Source organism: Gammaproteobacteria bacterium (assembly GCA_015709615.1).
GTDB lineage: Bacteria > Pseudomonadota > Gammaproteobacteria > Burkholderiales > Nitrosomonadaceae > Nitrosomonas.
Map to the genome: position 1 here is coordinate 840,687 of CP054179.1, position 18,154 is coordinate 858,840.

General features: G+C 51.6%; 27 protein-coding genes. 2 read left to right on the forward strand and 25 right to left on the reverse strand.

Going from position 1 to position 18,154, the window contains the following annotated elements:
• The 12 genes from HRU77_04135 to HRU77_04190 form a co-directional block, all read right to left on the reverse strand.
• Window positions 1-567 carry a phage tail protein gene (locus tag HRU77_04135; GenBank protein ID QOJ19951.1) on the reverse strand — a complete coding sequence of 189 codons (567 nt, stop codon included), beginning with the start codon at window positions 565-567 and terminating at the stop codon, window positions 1-3.
• Complete coding sequence (locus tag HRU77_04140; protein QOJ19952.1) at window positions 564-863, reverse strand: hypothetical protein; 300 nt, start codon at window positions 861-863, stop codon at window positions 564-566. Before HRU77_04140 ends, HRU77_04135 begins: the two co-directional genes overlap by 4 nt.
• 3 nt (window positions 864-866) lie before the next feature.
• A complete protein-coding gene (locus HRU77_04145) occupies window positions 867-1,076 on the reverse strand; it encodes a hypothetical protein (GenBank protein ID QOJ19953.1) in 210 nt (69 codons plus the stop codon).
• Window positions 1,077-1,101: 25 nt separating this feature from the next.
• Window positions 1,102-2,112 carry a major capsid protein gene (locus tag HRU77_04150; GenBank protein ID QOJ19954.1) on the reverse strand — a complete coding sequence of 337 codons (1,011 nt, stop codon included), beginning with the start codon at window positions 2,110-2,112 and terminating at the stop codon, window positions 1,102-1,104.
• A gap of 16 nt (window positions 2,113-2,128) precedes the next feature.
• A complete protein-coding gene (locus tag HRU77_04155) occupies window positions 2,129-2,491 on the reverse strand; it encodes a head decoration protein (GenBank protein QOJ19955.1) in 363 nt (120 codons plus the stop codon).
• 9 nt (window positions 2,492-2,500) lie between these two features.
• Window positions 2,501-3,781: a S49 family peptidase gene (locus HRU77_04160; protein ID QOJ19956.1), complete on the reverse strand. Its 1,281-nt coding sequence runs from the start codon at window positions 3,779-3,781 to the stop codon at window positions 2,501-2,503.
• Between the two features lie 10 nt (window positions 3,782-3,791).
• Entirely contained in the window at window positions 3,792-5,375 is a 1,584-nt protein-coding gene (locus tag HRU77_04165) for a phage portal protein (GenBank protein ID QOJ19957.1), read from the reverse strand.
• Between the two features lie 3 nt (window positions 5,376-5,378).
• Window positions 5,379-5,609: a hypothetical protein gene (locus HRU77_04170; protein QOJ19958.1), complete on the reverse strand. Its 231-nt coding sequence runs from the start codon at window positions 5,607-5,609 to the stop codon at window positions 5,379-5,381.
• Complete coding sequence (locus tag HRU77_04175) at window positions 5,602-7,623, reverse strand: phage terminase large subunit family protein (GenBank protein ID QOJ19959.1); 2,022 nt, start codon at window positions 7,621-7,623, stop codon at window positions 5,602-5,604. The genes HRU77_04170 and HRU77_04175 overlap by 8 nt, the downstream gene beginning before the upstream one ends.
• A complete protein-coding gene (locus HRU77_04180) occupies window positions 7,550-8,029 on the reverse strand; it encodes a hypothetical protein (GenBank protein ID QOJ19960.1) in 480 nt (159 codons plus the stop codon). Before HRU77_04180 ends, HRU77_04175 begins: the two co-directional genes overlap by 74 nt.
• Window positions 8,030-8,455: 426 nt before the next feature.
• Window positions 8,456-9,055 carry a PEP-CTERM sorting domain-containing protein gene (locus HRU77_04185; protein ID QOJ19961.1) on the reverse strand — a complete coding sequence of 200 codons (600 nt, stop codon included), beginning with the start codon at window positions 9,053-9,055 and terminating at the stop codon, window positions 8,456-8,458.
• Window positions 9,056-9,244: 189 nt separating this feature from the next.
• Entirely contained in the window at window positions 9,245-9,898 is a 654-nt protein-coding gene (locus HRU77_04190; GenBank protein QOJ19962.1) for an antA/AntB antirepressor family protein, read from the reverse strand.
• Window positions 9,899-9,925: 27 nt separating this feature from the next.
• Here HRU77_04190 and HRU77_04195 point away from each other — a divergent pair, with 27 nt between their 5' ends.
• On the forward strand, window positions 9,926-10,138 hold the full coding sequence (locus tag HRU77_04195; GenBank protein ID QOJ19963.1) for a hypothetical protein: 213 nt from the start codon (window positions 9,926-9,928) through the stop codon (window positions 10,136-10,138).
• Window positions 10,139-10,650: 512 nt separating this feature from the next.
• On the opposite strand, the gene HRU77_04200 is transcribed toward HRU77_04195, so the two are convergent.
• The 10 genes from HRU77_04200 to HRU77_04245 all read right to left on the reverse strand — a co-directional run bounded on the left by HRU77_04200 (window position 10,651) and on the right by HRU77_04245 (window position 15,033).
• Entirely contained in the window at window positions 10,651-11,301 is a 651-nt protein-coding gene (locus HRU77_04200; protein ID QOJ19964.1) for a hypothetical protein, read from the reverse strand.
• Between the two features lie 12 nt (window positions 11,302-11,313).
• Entirely contained in the window at window positions 11,314-11,532 is a 219-nt protein-coding gene (locus HRU77_04205) for a hypothetical protein (GenBank protein ID QOJ19965.1), read from the reverse strand.
• Window positions 11,519-11,794 (reverse strand): hypothetical protein, encoded by a 276-nt coding sequence (locus tag HRU77_04210; protein ID QOJ19966.1) that lies wholly within the window; start codon window positions 11,792-11,794, stop codon window positions 11,519-11,521. Before HRU77_04210 ends, HRU77_04205 begins: the two co-directional genes overlap by 14 nt.
• Window positions 11,794-12,444, reverse strand: coding sequence for a hypothetical protein (locus tag HRU77_04215; GenBank protein QOJ19967.1), 651 nt, complete (start codon window positions 12,442-12,444; stop codon window positions 11,794-11,796). Before HRU77_04215 ends, HRU77_04210 begins: the two co-directional genes overlap by 1 nt.
• Window positions 12,392-13,306 (reverse strand): hypothetical protein, encoded by a 915-nt coding sequence (locus tag HRU77_04220; protein QOJ19968.1) that lies wholly within the window; start codon window positions 13,304-13,306, stop codon window positions 12,392-12,394. Before HRU77_04220 ends, HRU77_04215 begins: the two co-directional genes overlap by 53 nt.
• Window positions 13,307-13,317: 11 nt before the next feature.
• Complete coding sequence (locus tag HRU77_04225; protein ID QOJ19969.1) at window positions 13,318-13,548, reverse strand: hypothetical protein; 231 nt, start codon at window positions 13,546-13,548, stop codon at window positions 13,318-13,320.
• A 116-nt stretch (window positions 13,549-13,664) separates the two neighbouring features.
• The gene (locus HRU77_04230; protein QOJ19970.1) at window positions 13,665-13,940 is read right to left on the reverse strand and encodes a hypothetical protein; all 276 of its coding nucleotides are present in this window, start codon (window positions 13,938-13,940) and stop codon (window positions 13,665-13,667) included.
• 9 nt (window positions 13,941-13,949) lie between these two features.
• Window positions 13,950-14,234, reverse strand: a complete 285-nt coding sequence (locus HRU77_04235) for a hypothetical protein (protein ID QOJ19971.1) — start codon at window positions 14,232-14,234, stop codon at window positions 13,950-13,952.
• 11 nt (window positions 14,235-14,245) lie between these two features.
• Window positions 14,246-14,503 carry a hypothetical protein gene (locus tag HRU77_04240; protein ID QOJ19972.1) on the reverse strand — a complete coding sequence of 86 codons (258 nt, stop codon included), beginning with the start codon at window positions 14,501-14,503 and terminating at the stop codon, window positions 14,246-14,248.
• A 269-nt stretch (window positions 14,504-14,772) separates the two neighbouring features.
• Complete coding sequence (locus HRU77_04245; GenBank protein ID QOJ19973.1) at window positions 14,773-15,033, reverse strand: hypothetical protein; 261 nt, start codon at window positions 15,031-15,033, stop codon at window positions 14,773-14,775.
• Window positions 15,034-15,048: 15 nt separating this feature from the next.
• On the opposite strand from HRU77_04245, the gene HRU77_04250 reads away from it, so the two are divergent.
• The gene (locus tag HRU77_04250; protein QOJ19974.1) at window positions 15,049-15,612 is read left to right on the forward strand and encodes a hypothetical protein; all 564 of its coding nucleotides are present in this window, start codon (window positions 15,049-15,051) and stop codon (window positions 15,610-15,612) included.
• 37 nt (window positions 15,613-15,649) lie between these two features.
• On the opposite strand, the gene HRU77_04255 is transcribed toward HRU77_04250, so the two are convergent.
• From HRU77_04255 to HRU77_04265, 3 genes are read right to left on the reverse strand one after another with little or no spacing between them, the layout of a single operon-like run.
• Window positions 15,650-17,275 (reverse strand): hypothetical protein, encoded by a 1,626-nt coding sequence (locus tag HRU77_04255; protein ID QOJ19975.1) that lies wholly within the window; start codon window positions 17,273-17,275, stop codon window positions 15,650-15,652.
• Window positions 17,227-17,520, reverse strand: coding sequence for a hypothetical protein (locus HRU77_04260; protein QOJ19976.1), 294 nt, complete (start codon window positions 17,518-17,520; stop codon window positions 17,227-17,229). The genes HRU77_04255 and HRU77_04260 overlap by 49 nt, the downstream gene beginning before the upstream one ends.
• A gap of 4 nt (window positions 17,521-17,524) precedes the next feature.
• Window positions 17,525-18,022 (reverse strand): hypothetical protein, encoded by a 498-nt coding sequence (locus HRU77_04265; protein ID QOJ19977.1) that lies wholly within the window; start codon window positions 18,020-18,022, stop codon window positions 17,525-17,527.
• Window positions 18,023-18,154 lie beyond the last annotated feature (132 nt).

The window sequence follows — 18,154 nt, forward strand, 5'->3', positions numbered from 1 at the left end:
TTAGCGTGCGTTTCCGATGGCTTTCTGAATCTCGTAGTTAACTTCTTGCTCGAGGATCACCATTAAACGTTCTTTTACTCTTTCAGCAACGATTTCCAATGATTTCCTGCCTGATTGCTCCCAATCAAACATCACTTTTTCAATGGGCAGCCTGCTTTTACCAATACGCTGCATGACAATTTCCTTGCCGGTGTAGCGGCGCTGACCGGCTTGGCCTGCACGCACCGGCATCATCCATGCACCGGGGAATCTGTTTCTTCCCACTGTCACGCCCCTACCGGCATTGTGCGCCTGACCATACGCAATCTTGTGTGCTTCCAGCGGGTTGAGTCCGAGCCATACCTTACCGGTTCCATCCCATTTGCTGTAATAATTGATACGCGCCCGCAATACTTTTTGTGGAATCTTGGTTTCTTTGGAAACCGCCTTTGCAGTTTGGCTTTTGATCCATACGCCCGTTTTGCGCAGTGACCTGCGCCATGCGCGATCCATCATTTCCGGCGAAAGCTCGCGCATCACAGCAAGAGCTCCGCTGGCGTCAACTTCAACCTTTATCTTATCGCTCATGCTTCCGGCCTCAAGATCAACGTGGTAACACCAGAGCCATCCGGTTCGATACGCACGACGACATAATTACCGCCTTCCGCCGTAACCGGATCGCCCTTTTCAACACCCACTGCATCCGCATTTCTCACAACGACATGCGGTTCCACGAGACCGGTATTCAGGTGACCGATCTGTGGCCCAAGCCATGGCGCGGAAAACATACCATTAACCGGCAAACCGTTGATAGTCACGTCGTCGGTCAGCGTTTCGAAAATGACCGAATCCATTTCGGCCATCAGATCACGAAAGGCGCTCATTGATTAAGTGACAGGATCTTCATTTGCTCCGGATTCCGGATCGTCGCCTTCATGATCTTGCTTTTTACTCTTGGTTGTCTCCGGTTCCGGCAGCGTAGCAAAACCCCGTTCAATCAGGGATTCGGCGTCAGGCTTCGGTAAATCAAGTTCTGATCCAGGCGCGAATGATTCGCGGTTTTTGCCGATGATGGTGACCGCTGCAATTATTTTCATGATCGATTGCCTCTTAGTGGAAAAACTAACGAACAGTCACCGCAATGCTGGCGTTAGGACGGCGTGGAATGATCAGCGGCGCGGATTGGGTCATGATGAATTCCGCTGCCGGGTCTTCGCTGATCCAGTTTTTCGGGAACATTTCCAGCGCCTGGTAACCGGCGATCGGATCCAAGATCGCACCGAATGCCCGCACACCGTCAATTGCTGCACTTCCTGCAATCACGGTGTTGGCTGGCAGGTAATTGACCTTGTTGCCGGATTCATCACGGTAATAGCCGCTGTAAACCCAGATTTCGATGTCGCTGCCAAGCGTGCCCTTGTAGCTGAACAAGCGGCCGTTGTTCGGACCTGTTTCCAACTCGCTGCGCGAGTTCCTGCGGCCGTCCAAAAGCTTTTGCACATCGGCGTTTTTTACAAAATTCCGGTATGCCTGACGGTCCATCACCAGCGTATTAATCGGTGCTTCTGACAACGCACCCCAAGCTTCAATATCGTCAAGCGGGGTTGCAGTTGCTTCACCCCAGCGGGCCCCGAGTGTCAGCGCGCTGGTATTGCCTGAAGCACGTTCGTAATCGACTTCAACGGTCGGATAGTCTTCACCGGAAACGGTTATCTTTCCTTGCAGCAGCACTTGTGCCGCCATGTGTTCCAGGCGCCGTCTGATTTTCCGGCGTTGCTCAAGCAGAATGTCCGCAACGATTGCATTGCGGCGTTGTTCCGGCGACATTCTTCCGCCTACTTCTTCACCGGCCCGGCGAATCAGTACGCGTTCCGGATCCACAACATCTTTTGGTTTCAGGTATGCCGGAGTGAATTTCTTTTGCACTTGCCCCTTGGATTTCATCACTTTACCGGCAACCAAGGGAGACACATACGGAGCCAATCTGCCATCATCGTCAACCTTATCGAAGCTGATCGAAGAGGTATCGAAAGTTACAACGTTCGGAAAAAATAAATCCAACAGGAAAGTATCGTCCGAATCCAGGCTGTTTAAGACACCCAGTAGCGTGTCTGTATCGTAAGTAACGGTCATTTATGTTTCTCCAGAATTAACGTATTGAGATAGCCGCGCGATCAAAGGCCGACAATTTTTTGGCGGTGCTATCGAACCCGGCATGCCAAACCAATGCATCCGCAAAGAAGCAGCCCGCTTTGTAGAACTGAATGGTTTTATCGCCCGATGATGCATCGGTTGCATGAACCAATATCCCGACCGGGGTTTGCGATCCGTCGCTCGCTCCAGGATTGCACAGCGTCAGTTTCTTACTGGCATCGATACGGCCCAAAACCGCGCGAACCGCCAAATTCTGGCCGGATACCAGCGTGCCGGATTCCGTCGCTATTTCTGGCGTAGAACCGGCAATGTAATTACCCGGTGTATACGTTTCGGTTGTTTTTCCTGCTATTGGCATGATGTCCTCCTATTTTTTGCCGGTGGCGCGTTTGAAATCGTGAATGATGGCGTCCGCTTTCGCCTTCGGTGATGCCGGGTCTAGCGCGGTGTCAGCATCAGCTGCGGTAATATTAGGTTGTTCGATCGCGGCCATTGCTTTGGCCAAAGCGCTGGACGCTTCCGTCTTGGGCGTTTCGGTCTTTACTACCGGGGCTTTGCCGAGCAAGGCGATAGCGTCAGTTGCCGTCATGCCGGTTTCAAACGCCAGGTGTTCGGCCATTTCAGCACGGCCGGTGGCGGCTTCCGCTTTCATAATGGCCTTGATGCGTTCGCGTTCTTCGGTTTTGGCTTGCGCTACCGCGCTGTCCAGTTGCGATTCGGTAATCCCGGCGATGGGATTGTTTTTGTCATCTTTTTCCATTCGACTCTCCTTGGGGGGTTTAGATAGTTTCATTCCTCGCCCGGCCTTGCGGTCAGGCGTTGTGCGCATTGCCGCCAGTGTTGCTTCCAGCGTGGACACTTTGTCCGCGAAGCCCATGGATACGGCGGCATCGCCCATGTACACCAGCGCTTCAGTGGCTTGCACGGCATCAATCGTCATGCCGCGATTGCGCGCCACGGTCTGCACGAACAGTTGGTACAGGCTTTGAATGTCCGCTTGCCAGCGCGCTTTGACTTCTTCGGGTAGCGGCGCGAACGGGTGGCCGTCCACTTTGTGCGCGCCGGAATAAATGTGTGTAACCACTACGCCTTCGTTGTTCAGCGCTTTGGAATAATCGATATGCGCGGTAACCACGCCGACCGATCCGGTTCTGCCGGTGCGCGTGGTGACGATTTCACCGGCGGCGCTGGCGATCAGATATCCGGCTGAGGCGGCCAGGTCGGATACCATCGCGGTGACCGGCTTTTGCCCGCGCGCGGCATGGATTTGATCGGCAAAATCGAACGCGCCGGCGACTTCACCGCCCGGCGTATCCAGTTCCAGCAGGATGGCGTTCACTGCCGGATCGTTCATTGCCGCCTGGAACCATTTGGATAATGCGTCGTAGCCAGTCAGTCCGCTCATTGCATTGGGCGTTGAGCCGCGATGCACTAGGGTGCCGACCACTGGAATAACCGCCACACCGTCAACGATTTTGTAGCCGGTTTCCGATACCACCGTTTGCCGCGCGTAGGCCGGATCGGCCATGCCCCAATCGATGTCCGCATTGAAACGCGGCCCGAGCGCCGCCACGATGGTGGACAGTTTTCCAGACTCGATCAGCAAGGGCTGATTGAACAGCCTCGCGGCAATGTGCGGGTATTTCATGGTGTTTGGTCTAAGCGGTTTGATCGGTTAGCAGCATGTCCGCAGCGGTGTTTTGCGCCGCAGGGTTCAGGATGATGCCCAGTTCTTTCATGCGTTTTTGTTCGCGGGCTTTTTGTTCGAGTACTTCTTCCCAGTCGTAACCGCGTTCGGCACAGGCTTGTTCGAGCGTGAGCGTGCCCATGTCCATTTCGAGCTGATCGGCTTTTGCTTCCTTGAGCGGATCGATGTGGCCACGGCCCGGGCCGATCCAGTCGCAGCGCGCCCAGGCCGGTTTTGCCGCGTAGAAGTCCGGCGCGCCCGGCGGTATTTCCACTTCGCCGCGGTCAATGGCTTCTTCCAGCCAGAGCGCATAAATGGCGCTTGCCAAGCGCCCGGCTATTTGCTTGCGGCGCGAGGTGAAAAACTTCCACGCTTCGATCATCGCCGCGCGTGCGCCGGAATAATTGGTTTGCGAGTAATCGCGCGCTAGTTGTTCGTAGCTGATGCCTAAGTTTGCCGCGAGATGCCGCAGCGTTGATTTTTCAAACTCGCCATAGTTCGGGCCGGGGTGGTTCGACGGCATGAAGTTGAGTTTTTCGCCGGGGTACAGCACAGGAATTCTGACGCCATTCATCTTAACCGGTGCATTTTCATGAAACACGGATTGCGCACCGAGCACGTTGGTGGCAATGGAGGCCGGATCATCGCTGCCCATGGCTTCGGCCACTTGGGTGTAATTGAATTCGGATTCAATCACTGCGGCGTACATCGAATTCACAATTGCGGCTTCGAGGTTCACGTCCTGGAATCTTTCCAGCATTTTGGATTTGACCAATCCCGCCGTGATGCTGGCTTTGCCGCGCGTTTGCCCGGGACGTTCGACATCGAAGATGTGAATGATTTGCTGCCTGCCCCATTTGGTTTCGCGCGGCACGAACTTCCAGGTGTACGCATCCGCGCCAAAACGCACGTCACTTTGCAACGCGGTGCGAATGTGATAGCCAACCGGTGCGCCGAATGTGTCCAATTGCACCCCGGCACGTAGCCGCTGGGTGTCCGGCAGCAGATTCGGATTGCTCAAGCGTGCCGGGTCGATCAGTTGGATGGCCGTTGCGAACCGGTCGCGGCGGCGTTGCAGCCATTCCACGCTGGCCAGAATCTCGCCCGTGGTCATGAAGCTTCTATAACCGGTGCCGATCAGCCCGGAAAACGTTTGCCGCCGGGATGCATCGCAGTAGCAATCGGGGTCTTCGCCCCACATTCTGAATTTGGCTTCGACATTGCGTGTCCATTCTTCCGCCCAATCGGCATCGAGGCCGAGTATGCGGTAATCGGGGCGGGCCACCAGTTTGAGCCCGGCGCCGATGATGTTGTCGAGCTGCACCTGCATGCCGCCCGACACCAGCGCATAGTTGCGCGCAATGTCGTGCACGCGCGCTTGCAGCGTATTGAGATCGGGCAGCAGTTCGGCATCCGCCGAGCGCAATTGCGGCGTCCAACTGGCCAGTTCACGGGAGAACCGGGCGGCGTTGTGCCCGCCGGATGACATGCTGGCCCGCAACGGATTGCCGCTGACGTCGATCAATCGTGCCGGTACCGGTAGCGCTGCTTTCATCGTTTACCCTTGAAAAGTAATGCAGCCGCGGCGGCGCGTTGTGTTGCCGCTTTCCGCGGCCAGTTGCGTTTCGAGTCTTTGCACGTAGGCGGTCAGTTTGTCCACATCGGCTTGGGTGTAGGTCACGCTTCTGCCGGGTTGTCCCATGACTTCAATCTTCGCCGCTTGCTTGCCCAATTGGAGCTGGTGCAATGCGGCTTTTGCTTCTTCAAGAAGTTGTGCGGTATCAGTCATAGTTTTGGTTTTGCGGGTTCAGTTTTCTGGCCAGGTCGGCGATTTTATTGCTGCTGGCCGCTAGCGCTTGCGGCGCTTCTTGCGGTTCGGTTTCAAACAGGTTCGCTTGCTTGAGCTGGATCTCAAGATTCATCCAGTTTTGTTCGCTCATCAGGTGCACCCGCGCGGCTCTTGCCGCGTGCAGTGCGTATGTTTCGCAATCCAATGCTTCATTGGCCGCACCGGCTCTTTTCTGCCAGATACGTTTGCCGCGCATCGAGCGGTGCGGCGCTTTGACTTCGGCGGTGATCTGGTTAAAGTAGTCCGCGCGCACGTCCTTGCTGATGTGCATCCGGCCCGCGCCGGTTCCTATCAGCCGCAATCTTGCGTGGATCAAATCTTTCGCTTTGTGCGTGCCGACGATGTATGGTCTCAATCCATATTTCGCTGCTTTGGTGTTCGCTTGGCCTTTGGTGTCGATGCTTTCCTTCGGTTTGGCGAATATTTCGCGGTTGCCGTAGTCGTTCGATGAACCTTTTCCCGCCATCAGATGGCTTATTTTTCCCCGGCGGCTGCGCACGTAGTTGTAGACTGCGTCCGATGTAGTGCCGTCCGAGCAATCTATGGTGGCGGCAGTTATCCTGATTTTTGCGCCGCAGGCGTGCTGGATTGGTTTGAACAGGATGCTGTCCAGGCCTTCCCATACCGGGTCGTTCTTGTCGATCGGATTGCCGTAGATTTCTATCCAGCGGATCAACCAGCTTTCTTCTTCCCTGCCCCAGGCGCGCAGCAGAATTGACAGGCGGTTGTGCTGTACGTCGATACCGGCTGACAACAACAATCCACGATCGGGTACCAGCATTTCCGGATACTGGCAATGATCCGATTTGGCAACATATTCGCGCAGTGCTTCCGCGCTGATCTGTTCGCCTTTGAATTCGTAGGGTTTACCGAGCGCGGAGTTGACGAATACGATCATGTCGGTATCGTCGCCGCGTTCCAGCCCTACTTCCGCTTCAAGATAACGTTCGACCAGCCTGGTAAAGCTGCTGGTCGGCCATGCGGCATAGAGTTCGTTGATGTAAAAACCGGCGACTCCGGCAAACGGCTTGGTCGATACCACTCGCAGGTTTTTTACATTGGCGTTTTTTTGCCTATCGCTCCAGGCGCTGCCGCAAAACGGGCAGGCATAAAATGCGGTTTCCGGCATGTTCATGCCGTACACAGGGTGCGGTTCCCCGGTTTCCTTTACATCCCATCTGACGTTTTCCCAGTCCATGACATGGTATTCGCCGCAATCGTGGCAGGGCACTTCGAATACGCGCTGGTCGCTGACATCGTAGGCCGCTTCGATCGAGGATAGTCCCTTGACCGAGGGTGTGCCGCCGAACACGACTTTGCGTTTCGCGTAGGTTTTGGTGCGTTCTTCCAGCAGCTTGATCGAGTCACCTTGCTTGCCGACGTTTTCGGATACGTCGTCCGGTTCTTCGACAAAGACGCGCGGCGATGGTGTCGATTTGACGTTAGTCGGGCTGTTCGATCCAACCAGTTTCAGAAAACCACCGGGAAACCGCAGGAAGTTCCAGCGGTGCCCTGCTTTTCTGGATGTGTCCACGTCCAGCAGTTCGCTCAGCGCCCGAGTTGACCGCACCATCGGGGTCAGTTTTTCTTCGCGATATTCCTTGGCTGCGTCGGTCTTGGCAAACATACCAATGACCGGCGACGGATCGGTGTGTATCGATTTGCCGATCCAGTTATTCAGCGCGGTTGTCCACGCAACTTGCGCGGATTTCATGCAGACTACTTTCCAGACTGCCGGATCGTCCAGTGCGTCTTGAAGATACGGCAACCACGGTGTCATGTCGTCGCGGAATTTTCCCGGGCGAGCGCTTTCTTCAGCGGATAGCACCCGGTATTTTCTGGCCCATTCCGTGGTCGACAGCTTGGGTGGCGGTCTGAAACTATTGCGCGATTGCTTCGAGATCTTCTTCAGCGTCTTTCTGGTGAGAGTCCGCCAGGTGCTCAAGCGCTGCATTGACATATTGTTTTATAAATTCTTCCGGTACATCAATGTCGAATTGGGCTTTGATGTCATCCTTCAATTTCGCCGACATCGCCAGCAATTCCGCCCGTGCGGCTGTGATCAGCGATGCCCATTCCTTTTCAACTTCATCGGCAGGAACCAGTAAACCGGCATCCCTAGCCATTTCCATTTCCAGCTTGTCGCCCTTGAGCTCGGATTCTCTCGATTTCGCTTTCGCCAGGCGCTCTTGATGATTTTCCCCGCCCCGCCCGGCCGCCATATTGCGCAAGTGATTGATGTACGCAATCCGCACGGCATCGATATCGGAAGATTCCGCAATGCTTAACTTGGGAAGTACCTCTTTCAGGCGCGTCACACTCATGTCGAGATGATTTGCAATCTCAATCTGCGTCGCCATGGTTGTTACCGCTTAGAGTTGAACACAAAAAACCAGAAAAACTACAAAAATACGCAGAACTTACACTTCCTAAACTACAAAAGGTGACAGCAACCCCCTATATAATCCCAAATCTGCAAAAATCCCGCGGGTCTGCCGCCCGTAGAGTGGAAGGAAGGCTGGGTAGTACCTAAATCTTTTATGAGATATGGATTCTGGAAATAAAAAAGCCAACCTGTGACGGCTGGCTTTCTGTTCATTAGCTATGGAAAAAGTTGCCATTCCATAAATTAAAAAAGCCCGGAGGTTTTAACCTACGAGCTTCTTGGGCGCAATTACTTCGAGAATGGGAAAAATATACAGGGTTTGTATAAACAGTTCAAGCAATAATATTCCAGAATGAAAACTGCCCAATAAACTTGGGCAGTTTAGGTAGTCTGAACTGAACTATTCCGCAGTCTGTTTTCTGCTTCGTGCAGAAAATCCTAGCAGACCTAATCCCGCTAGCAACATTGCGTAAGTTTCCGGTTCTGGTATTGTCGGAACCTGTGTTAGAGTAAAAGTAGTGGTACCACCAGCACCGGGGTCGAACGGACTCAAATCGAAGAGTGCAGTCGCTGTGCCGCCAACCGTTAAAAACCCCGTGAAGTCTAGATTTCTGGGGCCGCTCGATCCATCGAGCGAGAAACCGGAAAGCGTTGAGCTATTAAAACTGGTAAACACAACCCCGCTACCATGATCTGGTTCTGTAATGCTGAAATGAAAATCAGTCCAATCTACACCCGTATTATTCGTGATATGCTCGGTAATGCTGTAGGGATTGCCTGGACCAGTATCGTGAGCAACCGTAAACGTTAAAACGATTGGATTCACACTATCAAAAACTTTGATTAGGTCCAGATTTCTGGAGCCATCATCGGTATAGCTAAAAGAACCTAAGCCCGGGCCACTCGCTGTAATGTTGGTTATGACAGCCGCTGCGGACGCTGTAGAAATTGACCCAGCAAAAATCAGGGCGGTTGCGAGTAATTTGGTTTGTGTGTTCATGCTTTCTCCTGATAAGTTACATTATGCAACATCTCATCGAATGCTTTATTTGTTATGCATTCATCTGAACGTGAATTTCAATTAATTTCTCCTAATTCAGAATTTTAATAATATAAGAGATTCATCTATTCTAAATTTAGGCATCATCATTCTGCACATAAAAAAGACTTATTGATATAAGCATTTTGCTTATTTTCCTCCCGCGGTACTAGCCGATCTGAAGTTAACCTGTAGCGCCTCTATGTAAATCTTTTCTAACGCTTTGTCCGCTTCGATGATCGCCTCACGCATAGCGATAAATTCATCCCAGGGTGCAGAAACGTCATGGCCGTCCGCACGCAGTTCATTGAGCAAGTGCATTAATGGGGAAATGAACGCTTTGGTATTGGCCAACATGGAGAGATTCAGTCTGGCAGGGTGTTTGCCGTTGGCTGAGACGAAGCCGGATTGTTCGAGTAGTTTTCGTGGATAGTTGTAGCGTTTGGGTTCCGGAGCTGGGAGGGCTTTGCTGGTATTGACGGCTTTGCGTTCCAGTGAAATGAAATACCGGCGAATCTGGCGGCCCTTTTCGTTGTTCTCGACCATTGCCAGTTCTTTGGCCATGTCCAAGGTCAAGTGGTATTCAGTGCGGCGCTTGCCTGCCTTGCCGTCAGACCTATTCGCCAAATTTAGCGAATAGTCTTCATTCGGAATAAAACCGTATTGCTCGATACGATCTTTTATCCAATGAGAAAAATCTCTACCTACTGCCAAGAAATAATGTAGGTCACGGGCATTGCAAAGTTGAACTGAATGGTTGCTGATTGTGCCGGTGAATACCGGTACTAAAGAGGTGTTTGTCATGATATATCTCCGCAAGCGGTTTTTTAAATGCTCATCCCTACGCCAATAGGGTGGGCGACCGAACGGAGATTGGCGTACCGGTGCGGCACCGGTGAGCCTTCCGGCTCTCCCCGCCCGACCACCCATAAACGGGTATATCAGGCACAAAAAAAGCCGCAATGCTTGCACATGACGGCCATTCGCCGCCGCTTCCAGGACGCCAATCCCGACCACGTTTTTTTCGTGGTGAAGAGAGGATAAGCCCGTGCAGCTGAATTTGTCAACTTGGATAAAGCGATGTATCGCAATTGATGGTGGGTAGAACCGAGCGTCTGCCAGACCCGCCAGGCCGCAGAATTTCCCTCAATCAGTTCCACCCATAGAAACGAGAAGTTTGTTACATGTAGCTCATGTGTTCGTAATAGAACAGCTAGTACCAGTAGGTAGCCCAGCTCGCAAAAACAAAGGAAGAGAAGGAAAGCGAGCCAGGCTGTGAGGAAGTAAATCACTGCTAATTCAACCATCCGACTACGCAAATAACTACGCGCTGGCTGATGCGGTATTGCCATACTTAGGATATGAGCGTATTGCATCTTACCTGAAAAAATTATCAAATGCAAATGATTATCATTTGCACAATAACTTACTCTATGAAATATTCCGATTGCCCCTCCCAATTTTCCCGACGATCCGGTCGACGATGCATCGTTTCTCATTGTTTTACTCATTCCAGCACCGTACTCATCGTCGATTCCTGCTCCGGATGGTGGTCGTCAATTGCATAATGTTGATACACATAAAACCACCCCATCTCGCTCAAACTCCGGCATCAGAGTATCAATCGCCCGGCCTTCCAGTGCTATCAATCTCTCCCCCACCTGCTTCATCGCGTGATGATAAGCACCATGCGACAAACCGAACTGCTCCGCCATTTCGCGAAAAGTAATGCCGTTCGACTGTTTTTTGTTTAAAGCGCCGACTGCCTTGGCGATCAGGATATCCACTGCCAGCGGGTTGAAATTTGGGAATGACGGCGCCATCCAGTCGCCCAGGTTCATGATTGCTTCTTGACGCTCGAGCGAGAAAACGAAGCGTTTTTTCCCGTCGATCATGGTAATTTCATTCACTCCGTAGCGCGCCTGGATCGCCCACGCTTCCGGACCGGGCAGTCTGTCGCGCACGATTGCGCGGATCATGGCGCACTGGCCGCGAATTTCCAGGGGAGACAATCCGCTGAAATCCACGGTTGAAGGTTCGCCTTCATTCCATATCCCCAGCTCCTTCATGATGGCGCGGATTGCCTTGGACATGATGTTTTCGACAGATACCTCATACGCCTGGATCATAAAAGCAAAATGCAGTGCTTGCGAGGTTGAACTGAACATAGCCTGATTCATATGGCCATTCAAATGTAATTCCGGCACGCTGCAATCTCCTTAGCGATTGATAATTTCAACAAACCACTTACACCGATGACCGATGCGAGGAACGCCAGCTTGCTGCGTCTCGTTCCGGACATCGCCGCACAACACGCGATCAAAAACAACCCGATGAGAACTGCAAGCCCGGCACCCCAACGCATTCAACTCCACCCGCTCAACCACCTCCGCCGGATCGCGATACATGAACTGCCGCAACGCATTACTTTTTGCCATGATGCTTGCTCCGCTCTGTTGCATCAGAAAAATAGCTCGAATCAAGACACATCTCGCTCACCTTCACTGTCCGCTCAGGAGCGGAAACCGACTTCGTGCCGATACACCGGCCGTTTTCCTCCGCATACACCAACCGCACGCCATCACCAAACTCCTTACGCATCGCATCGGCAAAAGCCGTCACTTCCGGGAACATCGCCCGCACTTGATCTTTCGTCAATTTCTCCCTGACGGGCAACGGCATAACCTTATCGCGCGCCATCAAACAATCGCCCCTTGATTTCTAGCCGATTTCTTGTCAAGAATTGCATACATCGCTGCAAAACGCTTTTTTGCTTCCTCAATCGGGATACTCTTCCTGTCATGCGCTTGAGATGCCGCAAAACGAGCGGGCACTTCGGCCGGAAGAATTCCTGCTTTCACCTCATCAGCCGCTTTATCCAAAGCAGCTTTCCAAAGCCCCTTAATCGACGAATAAGATTGATTCGTCACATCGCTGCCCAGCTTAACCGCCGCCCAGAAAAACGCCGGATTGCTCCACCGGTCATTACCCGACCGGCGCAACACCATCTGACCCACAGCCTCGATATACGCCCGCTCGTAATCCAACGCAGGCCGGCACGCCTTGAGGAACTCATCCAGCGAAGGCGGGTAATCGAACGTTGCCTGCAAACCCTGCGCGATTTCATCCGGCGAGTACCACACCAAATGCTCAGCCCACACCTTTTTCGCGTTCAAAATTCCTTCATCGACACCATCCGGAGTCAACCTTCCACTCTGCCATTTTGCCGCGAACGGTTGGCCGAAACGCCCATGCAACCGCTCGAAAATCCGGTCAATCCATGAATCCGGCAACCGCCTAACCGGCTTCTCTGCCGAAGAATTCCGCTGTTCCGTCGACTTCTCGTTCATATCCTTTTTCCTTGTCCCTATGTCCAAAAATCGAATTCCCGATGACTGCGATCATGGCCTGCTTGCCGTGACTTGGCGGTGATCTCTGATTTTTTCCAACGAATCCGCCTGTCTGTGCAGCCTCATTCCTCCGTCCTTCCACAACTCCCAAAACGTACGCAAAGCCTTTGCCCCTGTCCTTCGCCGTCCTCGCCGCGTAAATGAATTCGTCAAGCATCGCACCGGCTTTGATCAGACTCCCAAGCTTGGGATGCGAAGGGTTTACATCGACGATTCCGATTTTTTTGAGTTCGAGGCACACGCTCGCCGCTGGGGTTGGCTTGCCTTTTTTTTCGGTTGCCTCCACGGTGTGTGTTTTTTCCTGTTCCTGTTCCTGTTCCTGTTCCTGTTCCTGTTCCTGGCTTCCGAGGGGCTTCGAAGGGGCTTCCGAGGGGCTTGTATTTTTCACATCAAAACCAAGACAAAAATCATCGTTATAAATTTCTATAAACCTATGTTTCATAGATGTTTCAGGCATCTTTTGCAGCTCTTTCTTTAACCCCGCAATACGGTTATCACCCTGCTTTAGCGACTCACCTATCTGGTACATTGCCATTTTGATTACAAAAACAGTCTCAGAAGGCTCGTCATACTCGCAAAAACCCACTTCTATGAGCCTTCGAAGCTCCTTCGAAGCCCCTTCAAAGGGGATCCCAGTCTCATAAGACATGTACAAAACAGGGCAATGAAAAACACCGGTCATGTGCGAATGCGGACTCGTCATTAAGTAGAGCGCAATAATCTGCGCGTCTGCATTTCCACGAATTTTCTTGCCAGTTTCCCCGATCCAGAACTGAGGTGATATTTGTCCGTATTCGCGCATTTTTACTGCTCCTATTCAGATGGCTCTTCTAACGATTCTTTAAGTTCTTTAACAACCTGTTTCAACTTAAAGATCAATGCATCAACGTGCTCCAATGGGATAATTATCAGTTGATCATCATCTCCAAGATCATCCTGCTGTCTTATTACTACTTCGTTTCTAACATTTACATAAACAGCAACAGCGTTAACCTTTGAAATGCAGACAGAATCATCATCAGTCCATTTAAAATCTTCACTCATTTTTACAATCTCCTTTTATTGTTGGTAATGCATAGCGTTATGCATTGTGCTGTAGAGTAGCAGACTGCTGTTTTTCTGCTGGGAATGGAATTACCCTGCACTGCTTAATTGATTCATCAAGCAACCGGCGGATTAACCTGCCCATCCAACGCTTCCAGCAAACGCATTTCTTCCGCTTTCCAGTAAGCCTCCAACTGCTTGCTTCCCAGCAAACGGTCGATCAGCGCATGGCCGCGGGCTGCGTATTGCTCATCCAGTTTGTTGATAAGCAAGCCGTTCGCCCATGACTGCACATCATCATAAGCACGCATCGATTCACGCGACGCTTTGGCCAATTCAATCATGACGTGCCTGTGTTTTCCCAGCAGCATGAAATATTCGTCTTGTGTCATGGCATCCCCTCAAGCAAGTTTGACTTCCGCTTCATCTGCCAGCGGCGCCAGTGAATTGACCTCATCCACCAGCGCCATCAACTCATCGTTGACGCTTTTGGCCTCGGACAGCAAGTTATGCAGCGCATCGAAATTACAGCGCCTGCCGATGAACTGCGCATCGAGTGGTTTTTGCTCTGTAGCATGTTTGAGCACCCCATCGGCGCGCACCAAAATCATGTTGCGTTTCGATACCAGCGCCCGGGCTTCTTTCAGGGCGGTGTGATAACGCCCGATTGCTTCATAATCAACCATTCCGCTTCTCCTTAAATGCCAGAAACGCGCTTCAACTGCACGATGCGTTCATCCAGCTCAGCGATTGCCATTTGCAACTCCGCTATGCGTTTCAGTCTGGCCGTTTCCTCAAACAGCCAATCTTTATTGGCCGTTCTTTGGGAACGCAGGCCATTGACAAACGCTTGCAGCGCGGCTGTTTCGGTATCGAATTGGCTCACTTTCTCCCGCCGCTCGCGCTCCAAAGTAACTTGCTCTCCCCTGATTCGCATCAATTCGTCGTTATCCATAATCTTTTCCTTTTGTAAATTATTTATTCCCCGCCGTGCTGGCCGGAAGCTCACCTGCAGCGCTTCGATAGGCGGCTTCCCCAATGTTGATAGAATGAGAGCTCGACCAACTCATCCCCAACAAAGGAGAAACCATGACTGATTTCAAAATCGCGCATTTACACGAGCAAGGCCAAGACATGATCATCATTCCTCTTGAATCGTCATTTGGTAGAAAATCGACAAATGAACAGGAGAAAGTCATTGTTTACCTTCAATCATGTGCTGCTTCAGCCAATCTCAGAGGGACGGTCATCCCGGTCTGGCAAGATGGGAATAGCATGCGATTTATTGCCCCACTTAATTGGCATGCCTTCTTCAGATCCATCAACTGGAATTGGGTTATGGCGCAACTGAACAAAACCCTTACTTGCCATTAGCCGCTCAACAGATTGCATATTTTCACTGGCTATCTTGTCAAATTCCCTGCGTAATTCAGCAGGGTCTAAATTTGGATCTGCCGGTGGCAAATCTTTAGCGATGCATTTCATTTATTAATCCCCATTATGAGACCGCCCAAGCTTATCAAGCCCTACGTCATTTCCTTCGCCCGCCAAGTGGTTGGCGGGGATGCCTCTCCCTTCTACGTTCCTTGTTCCCCGCTTTATGGCGCACCTCAAAATGAGTGCTTCTCTCTCGTCGAGAGCCAGGTTTCTATACACGGGGGTGCCGCCGTTTTGGGATGGGCCATCTGGGAGCGCCCCAAAGTGTTTATTGAAGCTGAGTTTCACGCCATCTGGCGCGCGCCTGATGGAAACTTTCTTGATCTTTCCCCCCGCCCGGTGCGCGTTCCTCGAATCTTGTTTGTCCACGATCACCGCCGCAAGCACAATCGCACGCAAGTGAACAACATCCGCAAGCCCCTTGCGAAAGACAAGGACGTCGATCGTTTCCTGCGCCTCGCGGATGAGTTTTTCCGTCTTCTGAATGAAGGTAACTTGAAGCATCATCTCGGGGAGTTTCCAGTGACCCCCAAGATGTATGCCAAAATGCGTACCAACAGAAATGAGGCAGCTATCCTGGAGCAAAAGCTGCTCAATCGTTACGGGCCTTGGTCGCCCGAAGAATGAGGTCCACCCAACGGTTTGCCCTTTCCAGATGAAATTATCAAAACAAATAGGAATAAGCATATCGCACTCCATGGCTAAACCGATTGATGGTGGTTGTCAAATGAACCTGCCTGCTAAAATTGCGATACTGGAAGCGGCCCGCATCTGTGTTTGTCAACAATTTAGAATTGTTGTAGTCTGCTGCCTGGTTCTTTTTGATGTGTTCAATCCATACATTGAACAGGTGAAATATGACGAAACAAGAACTTAACAGTATTGTTATCCGCCTCATAGAAAGCCACAACTTACCTCCAAGCAATCCAATCGTAATAAGTGAATTATTGCTAATTGAATTGGAAGAAAGATGGGATGAGATACCTCTGCACACACAAGCAGTCCTGCTTTGTGTCATTGCTTCTTTAAAGAAACAATTTGCTGAGGAATTCCTGTCCGATCGTGAAACGCAGAAAATTATTAATAAGTTGCGACGTAAATAGCGGCTATTGAGCGATTCATCAATAAAAGAAGAGCGGAACCAAACAAGGTGGTCTTCCGGTAAGGAGCCGGAAAGCCTTGCGGCTGCCTGTTCGATCCGCTCGTAAAACGCAAACCCCTGTGAGCATAAAAGAAACAGTCTGGCATAACCCTGACTGTTCTTTACTTTATCAGCGGATAGATTGACTTTAGTCAACATCCTTGATGCAACTTCTAAAGAATAATCCAGACTGTCATGATTTGTAAACAATTCTTTTTTACTGTAATGTGCGGGTTTTCTAGTAACACATAAGCTGTCACTATGGGAAAAATCACTATCTTGCTGGCTGCCACGGCAGCCATTTTCTTTTTTTATTGGGTGTCCGCAAGAGTTTGGAAAGCCTTGCGACAGAGACTTCCGGAAAAACTGGACAAAACATATCCGGTACCCGGCATGCAACTTTGCGCCATCACGCCGGAATACAAATTCGAAGACTTTATTGAAAAATTCAACTTCGCCGGCGCAAAAATCCTCCCCGCCAGCGGCTACTACAACATTACCTACACCAACCGCCACGGTATCACCACCAACCGCAACATCAGCGTCAGCCGTGTTTATGAAAACAATGGCAAGTTTGTTATCGACGCCTACTGCCACCTGCGCGCCAGCCGCCGTTCCTTTTTCGAACACCGCATCAATCGCGCCGTTGACCTCAATACTGGGCAATTCGTCAATAACATTGCACAACACGCCATAACCAGCTTTGACGACGCCCTCATTCAAAAAACTTGGGAAACCATGAGCTATGAGATGATGGGCTTGTATCTTTTGGAATTCATCTGTTGCACGGACCGCCGCATAATGAAAACTGAGCGCAGCATCGTTGCCGACTACTTGAAACGCCGCCGCCCGGATATTGTCCTGGACGATGAACAGCTGGAACGTATACTGAAAAGACTGGGCACGCCGGATCCCCGGCAATTCAAAAGAATCGTAGCCGACATGAAAGCTTCCGGCGATATTGCCCGCTTGCAAGAAATCGTGGACTGCGCAAAACGCCTGGTTGCTCCCGCGAAAACCGCCGACCCGCTCGAGAAGGCGGCGATTGAAATACTCGAAGAAGCCTGCGCCCGAATAGCTCCGCTTGATGCCGCCGATCCTCACAACGCCTCCAGCCCCGCATGCTTGCGCAAAATATCCATCACCCATTCCGGGTTCAGGCCGCACATATCGCAGAAAAAAACAAACGCGCTGCCGGTGAAGAACTCCCGCGCCATAGCGCGATGATATTTATTGCTCGGGGTCTTATCCATCAAATCGGAAATCGCTTTTAAAAGCACCGCCAGCATTAGTTTTTGCTCAGGAATCTCAAGATCGGCGTGGCGCGTCAATATCAGGGCGATATCCCTCGAATTACCGCGCGGCAGTGAACCGCGATTGATTGCTTCAGCCATTCCCTCAACTCCTATCCGGGCCACCAAGCGGCAACCGCGCAGCGCGCGCCTCGCTGGCTTGCAAGTACAACTCGATGCGCGCCATCACCTCAGCCGTGGCGGCGATAAATTCACTGTAATCGCACCGGATTTCAGTCAACTCGCCACGCGTTATCTTGCCGTCCGACAATGCATCCTTCATCCTTTCCAGCCACTGCGCCTTGCGCGATTCCAGATCGATAAACAAATCCAGCAGCGCGTTATCCGACAAATCGTCAAACCCCGGCGATTTCACGCAAACCATATTGCGCTGCGCCGCGAAGTATTTCGCTACGTCATCCGTATCCAGCATCGTCACCAGCTCGTCCAAATCTTCAACATAGACATGGTGCGTATGCGTGTTCGGATTTAATTTATTGACCAGCACCTGATAATTGACACCCAGATCGTCAGCCATCGCTCTAATCCCGGCGCCGCTCTTGTAGCGGATCGCCAACCTGTGCAGCACATGCTCAATTCCCATGTTTCCGGCCTCGCATAAAAACGTTTTAAAACAAATCAAAATCACCGATCATGCAAACATCGGAACACCCCGCCGCGTCAAAGGAAGAAACCGCGGCAGGGCCCCAGCCGGCTTGCGCCAGAAGCTTTGCTA

What these genes read in the sequence shown, in the direction of transcription:
- HRU77_04135 (QOJ19951.1), bottom strand. Translation starts at nt 567, where the DNA reads ATGAGCGATAAGATAAAGGTTGAAGTTGACGCCAGCGGAGCTCTTGCT.
- HRU77_04140 (QOJ19952.1), bottom strand. Translation starts at nt 863, where the DNA reads ATGAGCGCCTTTCGTGATCTGATGGCCGAAATGGATTCGGTCATTTTC.
- HRU77_04145 (QOJ19953.1), bottom strand. Translation starts at nt 1,076, where the DNA reads ATGAAAATAATTGCAGCGGTCACCATCATCGGCAAAAACCGCGAATCA.
- HRU77_04150 (QOJ19954.1), bottom strand. Translation starts at nt 2,112, where the DNA reads ATGACCGTTACTTACGATACAGACACGCTACTGGGTGTCTTAAACAGC.
- HRU77_04155 (QOJ19955.1), bottom strand. Translation starts at nt 2,491, where the DNA reads ATGCCAATAGCAGGAAAAACAACCGAAACGTATACACCGGGTAATTAC.
- HRU77_04160 (QOJ19956.1), bottom strand. Translation starts at nt 3,781, where the DNA reads ATGAAATACCCGCACATTGCCGCGAGGCTGTTCAATCAGCCCTTGCTG.
- HRU77_04165 (QOJ19957.1), bottom strand. Translation starts at nt 5,375, where the DNA reads ATGAAAGCAGCGCTACCGGTACCGGCACGATTGATCGACGTCAGCGGC.
- HRU77_04170 (QOJ19958.1), bottom strand. Translation starts at nt 5,609, where the DNA reads ATGACTGATACCGCACAACTTCTTGAAGAAGCAAAAGCCGCATTGCAC.
- HRU77_04175 (QOJ19959.1), bottom strand. Translation starts at nt 7,623, where the DNA reads ATGCAGCGCTTGAGCACCTGGCGGACTCTCACCAGAAAGACGCTGAAG.
- HRU77_04180 (QOJ19960.1), bottom strand. Translation starts at nt 8,029, where the DNA reads ATGGCGACGCAGATTGAGATTGCAAATCATCTCGACATGAGTGTGACG.
- HRU77_04185 (QOJ19961.1), bottom strand. Translation starts at nt 9,055, where the DNA reads ATGAACACACAAACCAAATTACTCGCAACCGCCCTGATTTTTGCTGGG.
- HRU77_04190 (QOJ19962.1), bottom strand. Translation starts at nt 9,898, where the DNA reads ATGACAAACACCTCTTTAGTACCGGTATTCACCGGCACAATCAGCAAC.
- HRU77_04195 (QOJ19963.1), top strand. Translation starts at nt 9,926, where the DNA reads ATGCTCATCCCTACGCCAATAGGGTGGGCGACCGAACGGAGATTGGCG.
- HRU77_04205 (QOJ19965.1), bottom strand. Translation starts at nt 11,532, where the DNA reads ATGGCAAAAAGTAATGCGTTGCGGCAGTTCATGTATCGCGATCCGGCG.
- HRU77_04210 (QOJ19966.1), bottom strand. Translation starts at nt 11,794, where the DNA reads ATGGCGCGCGATAAGGTTATGCCGTTGCCCGTCAGGGAGAAATTGACG.
- HRU77_04215 (QOJ19967.1), bottom strand. Translation starts at nt 12,444, where the DNA reads ATGAACGAGAAGTCGACGGAACAGCGGAATTCTTCGGCAGAGAAGCCG.
- HRU77_04220 (QOJ19968.1), bottom strand. Translation starts at nt 13,306, where the DNA reads ATGCGCGAATACGGACAAATATCACCTCAGTTCTGGATCGGGGAAACT.
- HRU77_04225 (QOJ19969.1), bottom strand. Translation starts at nt 13,548, where the DNA reads ATGAGTGAAGATTTTAAATGGACTGATGATGATTCTGTCTGCATTTCA.
- HRU77_04230 (QOJ19970.1), bottom strand. Translation starts at nt 13,940, where the DNA reads ATGACACAAGACGAATATTTCATGCTGCTGGGAAAACACAGGCACGTC.
- HRU77_04235 (QOJ19971.1), bottom strand. Translation starts at nt 14,234, where the DNA reads ATGGTTGATTATGAAGCAATCGGGCGTTATCACACCGCCCTGAAAGAA.
- HRU77_04240 (QOJ19972.1), bottom strand. Translation starts at nt 14,503, where the DNA reads ATGGATAACGACGAATTGATGCGAATCAGGGGAGAGCAAGTTACTTTG.
- HRU77_04245 (QOJ19973.1), bottom strand. Translation starts at nt 15,033, where the DNA reads ATGAAATGCATCGCTAAAGATTTGCCACCGGCAGATCCAAATTTAGAC.
- HRU77_04250 (QOJ19974.1), top strand. Translation starts at nt 15,049, where the DNA reads ATGAGACCGCCCAAGCTTATCAAGCCCTACGTCATTTCCTTCGCCCGC.
- HRU77_04255 (QOJ19975.1), bottom strand. Translation starts at nt 17,275, where the DNA reads ATGGGTGATGGATATTTTGCGCAAGCATGCGGGGCTGGAGGCGTTGTG.
- HRU77_04260 (QOJ19976.1), bottom strand. Translation starts at nt 17,520, where the DNA reads ATGGCTGAAGCAATCAATCGCGGTTCACTGCCGCGCGGTAATTCGAGG.
- HRU77_04265 (QOJ19977.1), bottom strand. Translation starts at nt 18,022, where the DNA reads ATGGGAATTGAGCATGTGCTGCACAGGTTGGCGATCCGCTACAAGAGC.